Source organism: Afipia sp. P52-10 (assembly GCF_000516555.1).
Taxonomy (GTDB): Bacteria; Pseudomonadota; Alphaproteobacteria; order Rhizobiales; family Xanthobacteraceae; genus P52-10.
The window spans coordinates 436930-453380 of the sequence record NZ_AZSJ01000007.1 but is presented as its reverse complement, the minus strand read 5'-3'; the positions used below and the strand labels follow the sequence as shown (position 1 = coordinate 453380).

Annotated in this window: 22 protein-coding genes; all 22 read right to left on the bottom strand. The window is 62.5% G+C overall.

Going from position 1 to position 16451, the window contains the following annotated elements:
- Nucleotides 1-41 precede the first annotated feature (41 nt).
- Nucleotides 42-455: a hypothetical protein gene (locus tag X566_RS19420; protein ID WP_034470699.1), complete on the bottom strand. Its 414-nt coding sequence runs from the start codon at nucleotides 453-455 to the stop codon at nucleotides 42-44.
- A gap of 31 nt (nucleotides 456-486) precedes the next feature.
- A complete protein-coding gene (locus X566_RS19415; protein WP_034470696.1) occupies nucleotides 487-1410 on the bottom strand; it encodes a phage tail tube protein in 924 nt (307 codons plus the stop codon).
- Nucleotides 1411-1441: 31 nt separating this feature from the next.
- Nucleotides 1442-1849, bottom strand: coding sequence for a phage tail terminator-like protein (locus X566_RS19410; RefSeq protein WP_051444362.1), 408 nt, complete (start codon nucleotides 1847-1849; stop codon nucleotides 1442-1444).
- Entirely contained in the window at nucleotides 1849-2520 is a 672-nt protein-coding gene (locus X566_RS19405) for a hypothetical protein (RefSeq protein ID WP_034470694.1), read from the bottom strand. The genes X566_RS19410 and X566_RS19405 overlap by 1 nt, the downstream gene beginning before the upstream one ends.
- Complete coding sequence (locus X566_RS19400; RefSeq protein ID WP_034470692.1) at nucleotides 2520-2870, bottom strand: hypothetical protein; 351 nt, start codon at nucleotides 2868-2870, stop codon at nucleotides 2520-2522. The genes X566_RS19405 and X566_RS19400 overlap by 1 nt, the downstream gene beginning before the upstream one ends.
- Nucleotides 2867-3496, bottom strand: a complete 630-nt coding sequence (locus tag X566_RS19395; protein ID WP_051444361.1) for a hypothetical protein — start codon at nucleotides 3494-3496, stop codon at nucleotides 2867-2869. Before X566_RS19395 ends, X566_RS19400 begins: the two co-directional genes overlap by 4 nt.
- A gap of 7 nt (nucleotides 3497-3503) precedes the next feature.
- Entirely contained in the window at nucleotides 3504-3728 is a 225-nt protein-coding gene (locus X566_RS19390) for a hypothetical protein (RefSeq protein ID WP_034470689.1), read from the bottom strand.
- 78 nt (nucleotides 3729-3806) lie between these two features.
- Nucleotides 3807-5045 (bottom strand): phage major capsid protein, encoded by a 1239-nt coding sequence (locus X566_RS19385; RefSeq protein ID WP_034470685.1) that lies wholly within the window; start codon nucleotides 5043-5045, stop codon nucleotides 3807-3809.
- A 17-nt stretch (nucleotides 5046-5062) separates the two neighbouring features.
- Nucleotides 5063-5959, bottom strand: a complete 897-nt coding sequence (locus X566_RS19380) for a head maturation protease, ClpP-related (RefSeq protein ID WP_152539989.1) — start codon at nucleotides 5957-5959, stop codon at nucleotides 5063-5065.
- Complete coding sequence (locus X566_RS19375; protein WP_034470680.1) at nucleotides 5907-7163, bottom strand: phage portal protein; 1257 nt, start codon at nucleotides 7161-7163, stop codon at nucleotides 5907-5909. The genes X566_RS19380 and X566_RS19375 overlap by 53 nt, the downstream gene beginning before the upstream one ends.
- Before the next feature lie 3 nt (nucleotides 7164-7166).
- Nucleotides 7167-8855 carry a terminase TerL endonuclease subunit gene (locus X566_RS19370; protein ID WP_034470677.1) on the bottom strand — a complete coding sequence of 563 codons (1689 nt, stop codon included), beginning with the start codon at nucleotides 8853-8855 and terminating at the stop codon, nucleotides 7167-7169.
- Nucleotides 8856-8862: 7 nt separating this feature from the next.
- Complete coding sequence (locus X566_RS19365; protein WP_051444360.1) at nucleotides 8863-9345, bottom strand: hypothetical protein; 483 nt, start codon at nucleotides 9343-9345, stop codon at nucleotides 8863-8865.
- Nucleotides 9346-9430: 85 nt separating this feature from the next.
- Nucleotides 9431-9703 (bottom strand): HNH endonuclease, encoded by a 273-nt coding sequence (locus tag X566_RS24475; RefSeq protein WP_034470675.1) that lies wholly within the window; start codon nucleotides 9701-9703, stop codon nucleotides 9431-9433.
- Nucleotides 9704-9948: 245 nt separating this feature from the next.
- The gene (locus X566_RS19355; protein ID WP_034470672.1) at nucleotides 9949-10539 is read right to left on the bottom strand and encodes a transcription termination/antitermination protein NusG; all 591 of its coding nucleotides are present in this window, start codon (nucleotides 10537-10539) and stop codon (nucleotides 9949-9951) included.
- Nucleotides 10536-11705: a helix-turn-helix domain-containing protein gene (locus X566_RS24820; RefSeq protein WP_152539988.1), complete on the bottom strand. Its 1170-nt coding sequence runs from the start codon at nucleotides 11703-11705 to the stop codon at nucleotides 10536-10538. The genes X566_RS19355 and X566_RS24820 overlap by 4 nt, the downstream gene beginning before the upstream one ends.
- A gap of 1 nt (nucleotide 11706) precedes the next feature.
- Nucleotides 11707-12546, bottom strand: a complete 840-nt coding sequence (locus X566_RS19340; protein ID WP_034470665.1) for a DNA adenine methylase — start codon at nucleotides 12544-12546, stop codon at nucleotides 11707-11709.
- The gene (locus X566_RS19335) at nucleotides 12543-14327 is read right to left on the bottom strand and encodes a DNA cytosine methyltransferase (protein WP_051444359.1); all 1785 of its coding nucleotides are present in this window, start codon (nucleotides 14325-14327) and stop codon (nucleotides 12543-12545) included. The genes X566_RS19340 and X566_RS19335 overlap by 4 nt, the downstream gene beginning before the upstream one ends.
- A 2-nt stretch (nucleotides 14328-14329) precedes the next feature.
- Entirely contained in the window at nucleotides 14330-14668 is a 339-nt protein-coding gene (locus X566_RS19330) for a DUF4031 domain-containing protein (protein ID WP_034470658.1), read from the bottom strand.
- Between the two features lie 3 nt (nucleotides 14669-14671).
- Nucleotides 14672-15115 (bottom strand): hypothetical protein, encoded by a 444-nt coding sequence (locus X566_RS19325; RefSeq protein WP_034470657.1) that lies wholly within the window; start codon nucleotides 15113-15115, stop codon nucleotides 14672-14674.
- Nucleotides 15116-15118: 3 nt separating this feature from the next.
- Entirely contained in the window at nucleotides 15119-15385 is a 267-nt protein-coding gene (locus tag X566_RS19320) for a hypothetical protein (RefSeq protein WP_034470654.1), read from the bottom strand.
- Nucleotides 15382-15612: a hypothetical protein gene (locus X566_RS19315; protein WP_034470652.1), complete on the bottom strand. Its 231-nt coding sequence runs from the start codon at nucleotides 15610-15612 to the stop codon at nucleotides 15382-15384. The genes X566_RS19320 and X566_RS19315 overlap by 4 nt, the downstream gene beginning before the upstream one ends.
- Nucleotides 15613-15614: 2 nt before the next feature.
- On the bottom strand, nucleotides 15615-16442 hold the full coding sequence (locus X566_RS19310) for a DUF2303 family protein (RefSeq protein WP_034470650.1): 828 nt from the start codon (nucleotides 16440-16442) through the stop codon (nucleotides 15615-15617).
- Nucleotides 16443-16451 lie beyond the last annotated feature (9 nt).

Here is a 16451-nt window from a genome sequence, read left to right as displayed (position 1 = left end):
GAGCTTGTCGCCCCAATTCCGGTGCCAGCGGAGGGCCTCGATCAGTTTTTTGCGTCGGCCTCTGCGGTCTCGCTGTCGTCTTCGGCGACGATCCGGATCGCCCAGATGATCGCCTCGCGCAGCAGGCGATAGTCCGGGTCGGACAGGACCTTGTCGAGGATCTCCGGCGACAACGACAGCGGCGTGTCGTCGTCACCGGTCAGGCCATCCCAATCGAGCAGGAGCGCGCCCTTGATCCGCGCATTCAGAATGCGATCCTGATCCTCTTCGGGAATGCGGCCGCGCTGGCGCAGGTGGCGCGGGACCTTCTCGATCTCCTGCGCCTGGATGCGCCGGTCATCGGCATTACCGAAACCACGCACCTTAAACCGCACGCCCGGCAGGTCCGGGATATCGCCAATCCAGGCACCCTGCTCCGCACGCGCCGAATTCACTTTCAGCGAAGAAAGCTTCATAAATCAGTACCTTGTGTTGCTGATGAAAGAATTAGGCGACCGCGCGCGTGATTTTGAGCGTGCAGGCCTCAGTCTCGTCGTAGACCGCGCGGAACGGGATCGAGACCATGACGTCATCGTCGTTGCCGCCAGCCTGGCGCTCGCCATTGCCGAAGATGATTTTCGGCAGGTCAAACTGGTACTGCTCCTCGGTCGCGTTGCCGACGACGAACGACAGCGCGCCGCCGCCATGGTCCAGCACGGACTGATAGAGCTCGTTGCTCTCGAAATAGCACTCCAGCGTGCCGGTTACTTCGAAACGGCCGGAGCCGAACTGCTCCGAATACTTCGAAGCGACGACCGTGCGCGTGCGCAGGTTGTTGTTGATGTCGATCGACAGGGACCGGACCTTCGGCGTGCCGCCGGCCACGGTCAGCGACGCCACGTTCGCCGACGACGTCGAGACGGGCGTGTCCGGCGGCGGCGCATAGGTTGCGCCGGCGAGGATTGACGTCCCGAGCGTTTCTTTCTGGCCCATGACGTTGATCGTGCCGGTGATCACGGCGCGTGCCGCAATCTGAATCGTCATCTGACTGACCATGCAGCCGGTGAAGCGCGAGAAGCTGTCGGTCGCGCCCATCTCGAGGAATTCCTCGAACGTGAACGACTTCTGCACGACGCCGTTCTTGATGACGTCCGAAGCCCAGTCGCTGAACATGACGCCGGCAATCAGGTCGTCAAAGGTTCCGTAGGTCAGTTCGAAGTTGTACTGGCCGGCGACGTCGACGCCGAGCAGCATCTCGTCGCGAACATTGCGGTCCGCCTGGATCTCGTTGGACGTCGCGGTCTGCTTGGTCGTGCGCGGTCCGCCGCCCGTGATCCGCAAGGTCTTGAACGCGGGCGTTGCCGGCGTGGTGCCGAACACGGTCTCTGCGATGTACGCGACGCGGCGGCCGCTGCCGGAAGCAATGGTCATCTGTCTTTCTCCGATGTGAGATGCGACCGGCTCAGCCGATCAGGTCGTACTGGTAGGTGATGGCAACGCCGATCTGGTAGAAATTGCCGTCTTCATTCGAATTTTCGAACTCGGCCGAGGTCGGCGCGAAGGTCTGGACGCCGTCGAAGTTCTTTCCGCGGAAGATGGCGGCCAGTTCGTCGGCCCAGGGCGCCCAGTCTTTCGCGCCCGCTCCGCGCTCAATGTTCAGGACCAGGAGGCAACCACCCTCCTCGCGCCACAGATTGGCACCAGGAGCGCCGACGCTCATCTGCTGGGCGCTCGCCACCGGAAACAGCACCTCGATGAAGGGCGGTGCCGGCGGCTCCTGGAGGGTGTTGTTGTCGTCCTTCACCGCGCAGCGTGACCAATTCGCAGCGAGGCGAGCCCGGAAGGCTGCAATCACATTCGCATGTGCCATCAGTAAAGCCTGACGACGATCGCGGGCTGACGGCGAAGCCACTCGCCGCGCTTTGCCTCATCCATCGTCTGTTTCTTGTTTCGGCTCATTGACGTCTTATTCGCCCAGGTGTCGACGTCACCGAACAGCGGCACTCGATAGCTGAACTTGATGGATGCCATGTTGCCGAACCGGCGCGCGGCGAGAGCAGCGACCACCTGATAAACTCCGTCCGGCGCCTGCGCAGACTGGCCGCGCTCGATCTTGCGCGCATAGGGTTGCGTGTTGATGACCACGAACTCGCTGGCCTTCGGCAACTCGTCGGCATCCGGATCGATGGCCGCGCCGTCGGCGAGCAGAACATGTGAGCGCTGATAGCGTCCCGACTTCCGCGGGGAATGCGTGATCAGCAGCAGGTCGATATAGCCGAACAAGTCGTCGAGCAGCTCGAACTCGAACACGACCGTGCCATCCGGCCGGACGCGCTCGACAGCCTCCGTGCGGGCGCCATCGACGAATGTCTCGTGGTCCGGCGTGCGGCCGAGCGCGCGGCGGTTGATCGCCTGCGCCTCTTGGAACTGCTCGCGCGCGTACTGCGCAAGCGCAGCGCTCCGACCCGCCGGCGAAAGCTCCTCGTTGATCAGGAACTGAATATCCCGGTCGATCGGCTCGATGCGGGTGCGTATCGCCATCACCCCTTCACCTTCAGGTTTAGCCTCACCAGCGTGCCGGCGACGTTGATCGGCTGCGGCAGCTCGATATTGTGGTCGACGCCATCGACCACGACCTTGTCGCCCTTCTTCGGAATGCCGAACGGCCACGCTGCAAGCCCCGTCGGCGAGACAATGACCATCAGGTCGTTCTGCGTCATGCCGGCGATCAGTTCATCCTCGCGCAGCGTCCGCACATGAGCCTGGATCGAGACATCACCGCCCTGATGCTCCGCCGTCGGCCCCGTGCCGACCAGGCGCTTAAACGCGACCGTCTGGCCGTGGGCCGCAATCTGCCGGTCGAGCATGGTAATGGCCTGGTCGGGCGTCATACGCGGATCACACGATATGGTTCAAGCAGCGCCTGAGCGGCTGAGCTCAAGGCGTTTCCGGCCGCTGCGCTGACCACGAAACGCTGCGTGCCGATGCCCTCGACCGTATCCTCGCTCAGGAACAGGTTTCTCTCGCTGAGCGATCGAAGCGCCGAGACCTGCAGGCAGATTGCCATTCGTATGTTCTCGGGGACTGCGGAGCCATCCGGGCCGTAACCACAAACAAACGCAATACGCACGGCGTCAGGCTGCAGACGATGCGCTGGCCAGGATTGACCATAGGCCGCGATGACCGTTTCAGGAGCGCCAGGCAGCAACGTGTATCGCTCGGGGTCGAGTGTCTGCTCGACGCCCTCCGGATCGACATACTTGATGCTTTCGATCGAGCGGGCGGGCGGAATTGGCAGCGGCAGGTGGCGCGCGAAGCAAGGCAGGTACAGCGTCCAGGTCTGCTCGATCAACGCCCGCCCGAGGAAGCCAGACCACGCGTCGATCTGCATCGTCGCGGCCCGGATATAGGCCGCGACGACGGCATCGGCGACATCCGATCCGATGCCAAGCCACTGTCGCACCTCCGCGACGGACAGCGGCTCGGCCGTGGGTGGCGTTGTGAGTTCCAGACGCATCGCAGGTTTAGCTTCTCGTCACAAAGCCGTACGGCGCCGGATCGAGGCCGAACGCCGTCAGCTGCTCGTGGCTGAACTCTTGAGCCGAGTCGACCTCCGGCTTCTTCGGATCGGCAGGCGTAACCAGGTTGCCGTCGGCCGCCGGCTCCGCCGCATTGGCCGCCGCCTCGACCTGTTGCTGTGACTGGCCGGATGAAACGGTAGCAGGCACCGGCGCCTTGTTCTTGGACATGCACAAATCTCCTTCAACCCTTGGAGGAAAGCCCACGGGCGGGCCACTATCGCCCGCCCGCGTCGATCGAGAAAGCGATCAGGAAGCCGCCATCTTCAGTGCTTTGATCGTCTCCGGATTCTGGACTCCACCGCCGACGCGCTTGGTCGTGTAGAAATGCACATACGGCTTGTTGGAGTACGGATCGCGAAGAACACGGACGCCGACGCGATCGACGATCAGATAGCCGCGCCGGAAATCACCGAACGCAATCGGCAACGCGCTCGCCGCCATGTTCGGCATGCCGGGCATCTCGGTCACCGGATAGCCGGCGATCTGCGACGGCTGGCCTGCGACGTAGGACGGCTGCCACAGGTAGTTATCCTGACCATCCTTCAGCTTCCGAACGATACCCAGCACGGACCGGTTCATGATCCACCGCGCATCCTGCGTGAACGCCGACGGCAGCATATAGACGAGGTCCAGCAACTCATCAGATGTGACTGCCGTCGCCGACGCTGCGGTCTTGAGCTGGATGGCGCCGAGCGGATTGACGGCCGCCGCGGAGCCGCCGGTGACGAACGTCAGCAGCCCGCGCGGCTTGTTGGTGCCGTCGCCCGAGATGAACGCCAAGCCCTCCTGGTAGGCGAATTCGGTTTCGACCTCTGAAGCCAGCCAAGCCTCGAGGTTGATCTCCGCGTCGTCCAGCATCGCCTGGGTGGCAGCCGGGTTGGCGTAGATCTCGCCGGGCGTGAACGTCATCGAACCGAACTGCGGCGTGTTAGTCTGCGGCCGCGCCGCGGTCTCGCCAACCCACCCGGACGAAGTGCCGCGCAAGTTGAACAGCTTGGTGAAACCAGCGGTCGAGATGTTCTGGACCGACGCGATCTGTCGCATCGGCGAGACCTGCACCAGCTTGTCGGTGATGGTGCGATCCCATTCGATCGGCGCGAGATAGCCGCCCTCCGCATCCGCACCCTTGTTCAGCGCCGCCTGGATGTCGCCCTTGCGGAAGTGAGCGCGGAACGCGTCCGTGTACTCCTTGTCCTTCACCTCGCCCTTGCCGCCGGCGCCGACCGACATCGCGGCGATCTTCGCATTGGCATCGTCGATCGCCTTTTGCAGCTCGCCGACGCTGGAATTGATCTTCTCAAGCTTATCGGTCGTGACGACGTCGTCGAACTTCTTCAGAAGCTCCTTGTCCTTGTCGGCCATCGTGGCCTTGAAGGCTTCCCAGTCCTTGTTCAGCGCGGTGATCAGCGACTTGACGTCGCTCGCATCGGCACGAACGGTGACAGCCCCACGCATCAGCGCGCGGGTCGAGACATGCTTGGTCATTGATTGAATCCTCTCGGTTATGACCGAATTGTTGACATCAGCTGCAGCAGGGCAGCCCTCACTTCGTCAGCATCTCGCGTGACGTTGACCGGAGCATCGCGCGTACCGGATTTGATGTCCGCAATGAACGCCTTGGCGTCCTGCGGAGACATATTCGCCGCCGCGACGAGCGCATTTTCCAGGATGCGTTCGCGCGGCACACTCTTTGCGACATCAGCGTTCACCTTGACTGCATCGGCAGCAAGGCGCTCATCGGCGAGCCCGCTCTCAATCGCCGACGCCGCATTGAACATCGTTCCATCGCCGCGGCGGCGATCCATCCACGCTGCCGCTACTTTCGGTTCGACGCCGGCACGGGCCGCGTAAATCTGCGCCATCGCGTCGTCGACTTCGGCAAGCAGCTCGGCCGCATCCTTTGCGTCGAACTTGTTTCCGATGACAACCGCAGACGCGTTATGGACCATAATGAACGAGCCGTCTGCCATCAGGATTCTGTCGCCTGCCATCACGATCACCGACGCCGCGGAGCCCGCCATGCCGATGACGTTGACAGTCACCTTGGCGGGATGCGCGCGCAACAAGTTGTAGATCGAGAGGCCAGAGAAGAAATTTCCGCCCGGCGAATTGATGCTAACGGTGATATCCCGCTTGCCTATCGAGCGAAGTGCGGCGGCGATGCGGCGTTCCGAATTATCACCGCCGGTGATCGGATCGATGCCGATCTGGCCGTAGATCGAAATCTCGGCCGAGTCATTCTCTGCAGCGGAAACAACGGACGGATCGAATGCGTCGACATTCTGATCCGGCGCCTCGAAGTTCAGCCAATCGGGCTTCTGAAAGGCCCGGACTTCGGGAAGTTTTCTAAGGCTCATTGCTCTGATCCTTCTGTCCCATTGGCTTCGGGAGATCGTCACGCCGCGGCAGGTCAAGCCATTCGCGCGCTTCGTCTGGGTGCAAGAACGGCTGGTGGCCGCCGGCGCCGAGTCCCTTCGCAAAGAACTCAGCCTGATCTTTCATTGAGCCACGCAGCAGTGCGCCTGCATTGATCTTGGCCTCATACAGATCGACCTCCCGATCGGTCAGCAGGCATCGCTCAATGGCTTGCTGCCACGCTTCGAACCAGGGATTGAGGCCGAACCGCACGAAGAATTGGCCCAGCACATCGATTCCGGACCCCCACGACGTATCATCAACGTTCAGTAAGGGCCGCGGCACGCCGAACGGGCGCGAGATTTCTTCGTTCTGATATTTGCGCTGCTCGAGGTGCTGACTGTCCCGACCCGTCTGTGAGAACTGGGTCGGTGCCATCCCCTCCTCGAGGATCATCCACTTGTGAGCGTTGTCGGCCCCGCTCAGCCGCTCTTCCATGCTGGATTTGAGCCGCTCATACGCTTCAGGCGACAGCTTCTGCGGATGCGAGAGCGCGCCGCCGACTAGCATTCCGTTCCGAAACAGGCGCGCCGCCGCCTTCTCAGTCTGGATGGCCAGGGCGATTGCCTCCGCCGCCTGCTTGACCATCGACAGGCCGGAGATCCCGTCTTCGGACAAGCCACAGCGCAGATGAAAGATATCGCGCTGCTGGAGGACAACCTCGCCACCTTCCGGACGCTGGAAAACATACTCCAACGACCAGTCATTCTTCTGGCGCGGGCGCACAAGACTGGTCGGAAGCGGCACGAGTTGAAGGACCCGGTCGCCGCTTCGCACGATCAACGCAAAAGCGTCGCCGCGCGATCCATCATCGCTCGCGCCGAGCACGCGCTGCTGCATCAATGACTTGAACTCAAACGCCGTCTGCCAGGCGTTCGGACGACGATGCAGAATGCGAAAGAGTGGATGATCCACTGCCTTCTCGCCAGTTCTCCGGTTCAGGAGGTGCAGCGGAAGCATGCCGAGCGAGAACGCATGAAGCGAAACACACCGAAGAACGGTTGGGTTCTTCAGGGCGGTTTTTGGCGTGATGGCAATGCCGGCCTCGGTCATCCCCGACCCGCCGCGCCGAATGAACTCCAAGAATCGCGGATCATCGAAGCCGTAGAACTCTGCCGAGTCACCGGCCATCGCGCGCACGGCATGCGACGCATTGACGGGGCGACGGAACCAATCGAGCAGTTTCATCCATCACACCATCAGTATGCCGCGCTGCCCGTACACGGTGAGCCCGACCGCTGTCGGATTCCAGCTCATGAGGATCGCGGCACAGAGCATCGCGATAAATGGATCGATCTTCGCCCGGCCGGCAGCCTGCTTGGTCGCCATGTTGCCGTTACCTTTGACCTCGACCTTCACGTTGCCGACGACCCACTGCATCAGCTCAAGCCCGGAGTGCGACAGCGTGTCATCGCTGAGCTTGTGCTCAAGACCCCAGAGCGCCGGAGAGAGCGCCGGCCCTTGCAGAAGACGGCGCAACATCTCACCGGCGACGCCACGAGAGGCCAATTCATCGATGAATGCGGCGATATTGTTCGGGTCGAAGCCGACCGCATCCTTCTTCGGCAGCAATCCGGCCTCGAACAATCGCATGACGATGTCCGCGATCTTGCGCACATACTCGGAGACCTCGCAGAACGTCAGCGAACCCTCCTTCTCAAAGTCCTTCAGCCGCGCCGCGATATCCTTGCGGACCTCCATGACTTTCGGATGCGCATATGCATGGCTCCAGACCAACCAGCGACGCGTCCCCTTCTCGCGCCCGATGACGCAGAGGCCGAACAGATCATCCAGGCCGCCGCCATCCACACCGACGGTCGCGACCTCCGAACGCCGGATCAACTCATCAAGCGTCAGAGTGGTATCCGCGCGCTCATCCCAATAGTCGGCGCCGCGCCAGCCATCGTCCGCGAGACCGACGCCGATTTCGATATTCAGGTGCTGGGACGCCCACACCTTCACGGCATGGTCACCCTTCTCACGCTCCGAGTGCCAATCAGCGACGAGGCTCTGCAGATGTACCGATCGGCCAAGGTTCGGCATCACCATGCCCCAGTTATCAGGGTCCTGCCACTTGACCGGCGTTGATGCGATCTCCGGCGGAAACTCGTACAAGATCGGCAGCATTGGCCGCACGAGCTTTCCCCGGAAAGCTCCGTCCCGCATCTTGCGGGCGAACTTCAGCTCATCCTTGAACGCGCCGGCTGGAGCTTCATCGCTCTGCGTCGTCGTCATAATCAGCAAACCCTCGGGCGTCTTCTCCAGGCCGCCACGCACCTGACGCAGGACCTTCGTCGTGTTCACGTTCCGGCCAAGCAGATGAAGCTCATCGAGCAGCGCGATGATCAGAATGGTGCCAGTCAGGATGTTCGTATCGAACGTCTTGACCTTCAGCTCTGTTTCCGTCGTGAGATCGACTATCGTCTTGATATGATCCCGCGTCCGGAAGCGGCGCTTCAGGTCGCGCGAGCACTCGATCATGCCGACCGCCTTGTCATAGGCGTTGTCCGATATCGCCTGCGTTGGCCCGATGAACAACGCTTCGGCGCGCGGTCTCCGGTTCATCAGTAAGGCGACAAGCAGCAGAGCCGCACAGTAAGTCGTCTTGGACTGTCCCTTGGGCAGCATCGCAAGAATATCGCGAATGAAGCGAACCTTGGCGGCCGGGTCCCACGACCCGAACGCGACACGAACGATCATCCGAAACCAATCGCCGCAGGCGTCGCGCATCTTCGGCGTGCCAGGCACGTCCGGTAGCTGCAACTCGTCGAAGATCCGCAGCGCCAGATCGGCCTCAGAGTTGATCAGCGGCAATGTCGGAATAATCGGCTGTCCGACCCGTAGCCGATCCGCCCAATCTGGACAGCTCAGGTCCCACATCACGGACTCAGTTCACCTGCTGACGATGTGCCATAAGCTGACCGAGCGTCGAGCCGGTATCAGGCTGGTGCGCGGCAACCTTGGCTGCCTCCTTCTTTCCGAGCTTCTGTTCCTTGACAGGCTTGTCGGGTTGCGACGGCGGCGCAGTCTGCCCGAATGTCATCAGGTCGTTACGCTCCAGATACTTCTGGAACTCCTTCATCGCGCCGACATTGCCGTCCCGAACCTGCTCCCACAGCTTCATGCCGAGGTTCAGGATCAGCCGATCGCGCGCAACCTCGCGATACTTAAGCTCTGAAAAATAATGCTTACGAAGTGTCGGTTGCGTGATGAACAACGCTGCAGCAATCCGCGCATTGCTCCAGCCGAGCGCAACCAACAGACTGACTCTGTTACGGTTTTGCTGTGAAGCGACGTGCTCGGGTCTGCCGCGTTGGCCCCAATTAGCCGGCAGCTCATCGCCGAACAGGTCGAAAATTCTGTCTGCCAAGAAAAAAACCTCTGAATGAGCCCTAGGCCGGTCCGGACGCGCGCGGTTTCGTGGACTTTTGACCCGCCCTCCCCCCTGGAGTTGATCAGTGCCAGACTCCGCGCTGATGCAGGCTGCTCTGCTCTTGTCGCTGCTTCAGTCCGTTATGACAGCTCTGGCAGAGCGTCTGCAGGTTGGCCTCATCCCAGAACAATCGCTCGTCACCACGATGTGGCTTTCGATGATCGCAGACCAGCAGCGCGGTGTTCCCCTCGACGCGCCCGCATGCGGCACATGTGAAGTGATCGCGGAGGAAGATGCGAAGCCGAAGCGCAGCCCAGCGCGCCGTCTTGTACCAGCGTTTCCAAGGTGCGCTCATCCTACAGAAAGAAGGCCGCAAGCGCTCTCGCACCTGCGGCCTCTAGTCTAGGGAGGAAACGCCCAAGGAGGGCAGCGGCCACGCCGACGGTTGTGGCCGCGCAACCTATGTCCTGAAACAACAAAGCCCCGGACGATGCCGGGGCTGCTGGTCAACGCTCTGCGCGGGGCAGTCGCCACGAAGGGCTGACCACCTGCGCCGCCGGGCTTTAGCCCTGCCGCCGAACCATCGTCACCGCCACGCGGCTATGCTGGTTCGACCTGATCGACGGTAGCAGTCACCGCGATCTCGCGCTTCATGGCGTCGATCAACACTCTGAGTCGGCCCTGTCCGTCAAGCCTCTCGATCCGCCCGGTCAACGATACGTTGTGAGCGACGGTCACCCGAACGAGCGAACCAATCGTCGGCGCCCAGCCCTTCTGCGCTTTCGGCGGCAGGTTCATGAACGTTTCGAGGCGGCGCACGTCGGCCATCATTCCGACCGACATCGAAGCCCGCTCCTCGCCGAACTTGACGAAGCCGACCACGCCGTCGACAAGTCGCAGCGCGTCGAGATTGGCGTCGAAATCCGGCACGAATACGATGCCTGGGAACACCGGCCGCGTCAGCGTGCGCATGTGCCGCTTGCCGTTTTCCATCCGACCGGTCGGCCGTGACGCCTGGAAGCTCGGCACATAGGCCGTGAAGCCGCGTCGAAAGAGCCCGCCGAACACCACGAATTCCTTGTTCGGATGCGTCCGCAAGAGGTACCAGCGGTGCGGCACCGGCATCGCAAGCACGTCGCCGGCACAATCGACGAAGTCAACGAAGTCCCCAATCTTCAGCACCATCGTCATCGCAGCCTTTCATTGGCCAACGCATCAGCATCGTCGTCGCTGATCTCGCCCGGCGGCGCCGCAGGCGAGAGCGATCCGTCTTTCCGAGGCGGCCAGGCCCAGGGTGCCCGTGCGCCTTCCTGCAGGCGATGGCGGGTCTGCACGGTCATGTACGTCTGCAGGTACGCGTCCCAGGCCGCAGCCTGCTGCCGGTCGAGCGCCACCCAGTCGGACGCCGGCGGCGCGGTCGAAAGCGCGAGCAGCCGCGGCTCGACAGCGATGCGGTAGTAGACCTGCGGCTGGCCGGGCCGCTTGATCACGCTGTGGAAGAACGAGGATTTTCCTGCGATCTCGTGCAGCACGCCGATCGCGCGCACCTCCGCGCTGTCCGCCGCGTGATAGCCGCCTTCCTGCGAAGTTGCGGCCTGCTTGAGCAGCGTCCAGCGCTTCTCCTCAAGGTAGGTTGCCCCCGCCGGAAAGCCCTTTCGGCCGGTCCGCTTGTGATGTTCGATGAACGGACCGATGCCTTCGAGCGCCTCTCGCTCCTCGTCTTCGGTCAGCGCATCCGCTGCGTAGGCCGTGCGTTGCCGGCTGTCGCTGGCCGCAGTCGGCCACCGCGCCTCGAACGCAGCAAGGAACATCGCTTTCCTTTCGGCTCGCGCGCGCGCATCTCTCTCACGTTCAAGGTGGGGTCGTTCTAAGGGGTCGTTATTGGTGCCCACGCATACGTGGGCACCCGGTGCCCGCCCAGGGTGGGCACCCGGGCGCCCACCTGGCTGGGCACCCTCGGCACCGGAGGGGGTGCCCACCGGTGGGCACCCCCCATCGTGATTTGCATTCTCAGCATGGCTTTCGCCATCATCCCGCGTCGCCGACGTGAAGGCGTAGTCGTCTCGATCCAGGATCACCCGATAGGCATAGGATGCGCTTGGCTGACCCGGCTCCGCTCCTTCCGGCACGCCGCGCTGTTTCTTCTGCACCCAACCAGCATCGACGAGCCGTTCGAGCGAACGCTGCACCGAGGACCGGGCGCAGGCGATCTCCGCCGCCATCTTCACCTGGCTGCGCACGCACCAGCCGGCGCGATCGGTATGGCGGCCGAGCAAGCAGAGCACCTGCAGGTCGCGCGGCTCAAGATTGCGGTCGGTGACCGCCCCAGCCGGAATAATTGAAAGTCGTGTGCTCACCTCACCCCACCATCATTTCAAGTTGTTGCGCGGCCTTGCCCTCGCGATCGAGCGCGGCGGCACAGGCTGGATTGATCCAAAGAGTTTCGACGCGGCGTGCGGCCCCATCCGTCAGGGCATCCGTCTGGACCCGTCTCCAATCCGCGAGCGCGTCGTCATATTGAGCCGTGGCGTAACCAGAGAGGACCACCATGCCATTGGCAGTGCGAAGCTTCTCAATCAGCTTCCGATGCGCACTGTTGGATAGCTCGTGACGATAGTACTTGCCGCTTCTCGTCTCCAAGGCATACGGCGGATCACAGTAGATCAACGCGTCTTGCCTATCGAACCTCTCAATGACGCGAAGTGCATCGTCGTTCTCGACCACAACGTGCGCAAAACGAAGTGCCACAGCCGCAATTTCGTCAGGCACGGCGATGAGCGATCGAAGTCGCGAAATGAACCCGTCGGGATTCACGCGGGTATCAAATCCGCTTTTCTCCAAGGCTCCCTTGGAGTTCATTCCCATGAACGAACGCGCCACCAGCGCCCACGCGCGCTCTAGTGGATCCTCGATCGTCTCATAAAGCGAGTCGTATTCGTCCCGGCTGAATGGCGTCAGCGACAATGCTCGCGAAAGCGCGTCAGGTCGCTCACGAAGAACGCGGAATAAGTTCACAACGTCGCCATCGCGATCGTTGTAGATTTCCGTATTTGCGCGGGGCTTCCGAAGAAGAACCGCACCGCTCCCGCCGAACGGCTCGACATAAACGCGGTGCTGGGGGAAATGATCAATGACCCACGGAGCGATCTTCCACTTACTCCCGTGCCAGCGAAGAACCGGACGCGTCGGCGCTGTCATTCCGCCGCCTCCAGGAAATAGCTGCCGCGATCGCCGTCGAACGCCACATCGCGCGGCGCGAAGTTGGCCTTGACCAGTGCGGCAGCCATCGGCGGCGAGACGCTGTTGCCACACTTCGAGACTTGCTCGGTCTTGGAGATCGGCGACCCGTCCGGCTTCCGGTCGATCACGTAGGATTCTGGGAACCCTTGCGCGCGGAAAAGCTCGCGCGGTGTGAGCATGCGCAGGCCGATGTCAGCGATCACATATGGCTCGCCATCAATCGATACGATGACGAGGCCGAAGCGCGGCTTCTCAGTCGCGGTGTGTAGCGGCGCGTCGGCATCCTGCCCGACATTCGGCCCGTAGTATTTCGACAGGAACGCCGCCGAAAGCTGCGTCTTGCCGCCGCCGTCCGCCATCACGGTGCGCGCCGGCTCATCCATCGGCGATCCAACTCCGGTGCCGAACTGCCGGACCATGTTCGCCGCAACGATCCCTTGATGCGAGCCGGTCTGCAGGATGGTGGAAACCGGCTCACGCGCGTCGCGGCCCGGATTCTGTTCGCCTCGGGAAACGTTGTGCTGGGCAAGGAATGCAGCGACCAGGTGAAGCCGGGCACCGCCAGCGGTGATCGTGTGCGTCGGCTTGTCGGCCTCGTTGAACGGTTTCTGCGCATCGCGCATCGTCATCAGGTGCGGCGAGATCACAACCGAATCCGCCTTCGCCGTAATTGTCTGGACCGGCTGGTCGGCGCCTCGCGGGGCCGTTTGCCCCATGCGGCCGCCAACGCCTGTTACAAACGGCACGGCGACCTGGTTCTGATCTTTGGTGGATGCCGTGATGGTGTGGATCGGTTCGTCAAGCGATCGCAGGCTTCCGCCCTGCTGCGCGGCCGTGACGAACGGCATCGCCAGCGCCTTCTCGCCACGATGCGCACCGGTGATCGTCGCGAGCGGTTCGTCAAGGCTCTCGACCCTATCGCCGCCCTGATGCGTCAGGTTGACAATGTAGGGCCGGGCCGCATCGATCACATATCGTTTCACGCCTTTGGCGATGCGCGCCATCGTGGCTGGCGCCAACGGCCGCTTGACGCCGACGGTGCGTGCTTCCTCCGGCGTTAGGAAGATCGAATGACAAGGAATCGACCAGTCGATGATTTCCGCCGCCGTCCGCCAGGGCTTGAGCATGCCCGAAAGCACGGCCGCGCTTTTCGGATCGCCGTGCGTCGCCTCCGGCCAGACGATCGGCTCACCGTCGCGCCTGGCGATCAGGAAGAGCCGCTTCCGGATGGTTGGCGCGCCGTAGTCACACGCGCGAAGTTCGCGCCATTCGACTTTGTAGCCGAGCCGCCGCAGTTCGCCGACCCAGCGCTTGAACGTCAGTCCTTTCCGGTCAGGGCACGGCCGGCCGTCTTCGGCGAGCGGTCCCCACGTCGAGAACTCCTCAACATTCTCCAGAATGATGACACGCGGGCCGCCCTTCCGGCGGCGCGCCCAGCGCACGACGACCCAGGCCAGATCGCGGATACCCTTCTCGACCGGTTTGCCGCCTTTTGCTTTGCTGAAATGCTTGCAGTCCGGCGAAAACCAACCCAGCCCGATCGGACCGTCGATCTCGTCGGGATCGACCTTCCAGACATTGTTGCAAAGATGCACGGTTGCCGGGTGATTGACCTCGTGCATGGCCAGCGCAACCGAACTGTGGTTGATCGCATAGTCCGGCGAGACGCCGAGCGCCATTTCAATGCCAGTGGACGCGCCCCCGCCGCCCGCGAAGTTGTCAACGATCAGTTCCCGCAAGCCTACCCCCTCCCCAATTCGTTTCTTGCTTTGATGAAGTTCGCGAACATCAGCTCAGCCATGTGCGGCTTTGGCAGCGGCAACTGCGTCATGCGTCGATAGGCGGACATCGCCGCGCATTGGCGCAGCGTGATCTCGACCGCGCCGGCCGCAACCGCCTTCGCGCGTTTGCTCAACGCGATGTCATAGTGAGAGTCGTGCGCCGGCGGCGCCTGGTGCCACTTACGCTTGACGCCGATCAGGTCGGCCATCGCGTGCAATTCGTCATCGCTGTCGGCGATCATGTGGCACATGGTCATCCGGCCGAACCGGGCGCGCATGTCGTCAACGTAAACGGTCATGTCTCAAGCGTGCGGCAGGATCCTGTCGGGCACGTCGAAGAAACCGAGCGCGCCCTTATACGGGATCGGGTTTTTGAACGGACGCGGTTCACGCAACACGAGGCCATACGGGCCGAAGAACCAGGGCGAGGAATGCGCGGTGACGACGTCGACGATCTCGACGGTGCCGATCAGCGCGCCAAATACGAGTGAGGTTGAATCGGGAATGCGATTGCAGGCGTCATCTGTGTCGCCCGGCATCGCCAGAACGGTTTCGCAGAATTCGCTCCAACGATCGAACCACTTGCTGTCGCCAGGATGCGCGGTCGCGAGAATGACACAGCGCCCCCGAAAGCGGAGGCCCGGATTGGTTGGCTGCCATTCGCGGTTCTCGATGTCTTTGCGCAAGCCTTCCGGCGGCGAGAAGATCGCCCAGGCCCAGGGTTGGCGGATCGCGAAGCCTTTCATCAGTCAGGCTCCGTCGTGCTCGATGCGCTGGCGGCGCGGCTCGTCGGGCGGCCCCTCCAGCAGCATCCACGGATGATCGTTCACCGCGCGCCGAATGACATCGTGAGTCACGCCGAAGACATCGGCGGCTTCCGAAACCGTCGGCGAGTTGTTGCCCGGCCGCATCCACGACCAGACAGCAAGCGCGATCATGAAATCATCGAAGGAGACGCCGGCGTCGTCATCGGGGCCGGCGAAGTAACTCATGTCATAGGCGGCACGATCGGTCATTTCAGCCCTACCAGTTTGCGTGCGTCCGCGGTCGCGTCGGCGATTGCGCGTGCGCCCGGGCACATTTCATCGAGGCTCGCTTCGCACTTGTCGGCATAGGAGGAGAAGGTCGCGCCGCACCGGTTGCAGATCCGCTTGCCCTGAAGCTGCTCACGCACGAGCGCATGCACGCGTTCGAGCTGCTCACGGCGGCGGTTCGGCGTGGTCCGGTGCGGCACGAGGATCATGGTCAGACCCCGATGGCGCCGAATACAGGCAGCACGCCGGTGCGCTCATGCAAGAACGTCACGATCATCTTGAATGCAGCCTGACGGATGTGCTCCATCCGGTTCAGCTTGATGCCGAGCAAAAGCTTCCCATCATCGAGCTTCCAGCGAAGGAAGGCCGGGACTTCGCCGGCCGGCTCGCCGAAATAGACCGGAATCTCGATTAAGAACTTCGTCGGCAGCTCAACGCCGCCCTTGGTGCGCGCTTCGGTATTGTCGGTAAACTCGAAGCTTTCGTTGTCGCTCGCCGTGCGCACCGCCTGGATGAAATTGACCGACCGGCGCGCCTGCAGGTCGCGAACGGTTTCGATCAAGGTTGCCGCATCCGGAGCCTTGATGTCCGGTGCATTCTCCTCGACGAACCGTGCGAACTCGAGTTGCGGCATAAGCCTGCCGCTGACTTCGCTCCAGACTTTCCATTCCTCGGAGAACGGAAGCTGCAGTGACGCGCGATGCGTGACGAGTGACGCCTTGTCTTTGGCATGGTAGTCGATCGCCGCGACCACGAGGCTCTTCTGCACATCGGCGAACAGCAGGGAGTCGTCGCCCTTGAACCGATTCAGGTACTCGACTAGCGCGTCGGCATTCTGCAGGATCACGGCCTGCCTGATGCGCTTCGGAGTGAGCACGTCTTGCGAATTCTCCGGTGTCACTTCGTGGTAGTCGAATTCCGCAGGCAGAATCAGGAATTCCCGCCCGGTTGCGGACGTGATCGTCGTGGCCGTGCCTGCCGCCTTCACGGCAAGGTCGGCGATCGTCTGCGCATCGCCCGCGCTGGTCTGTTTGGTCATGGCAACAGT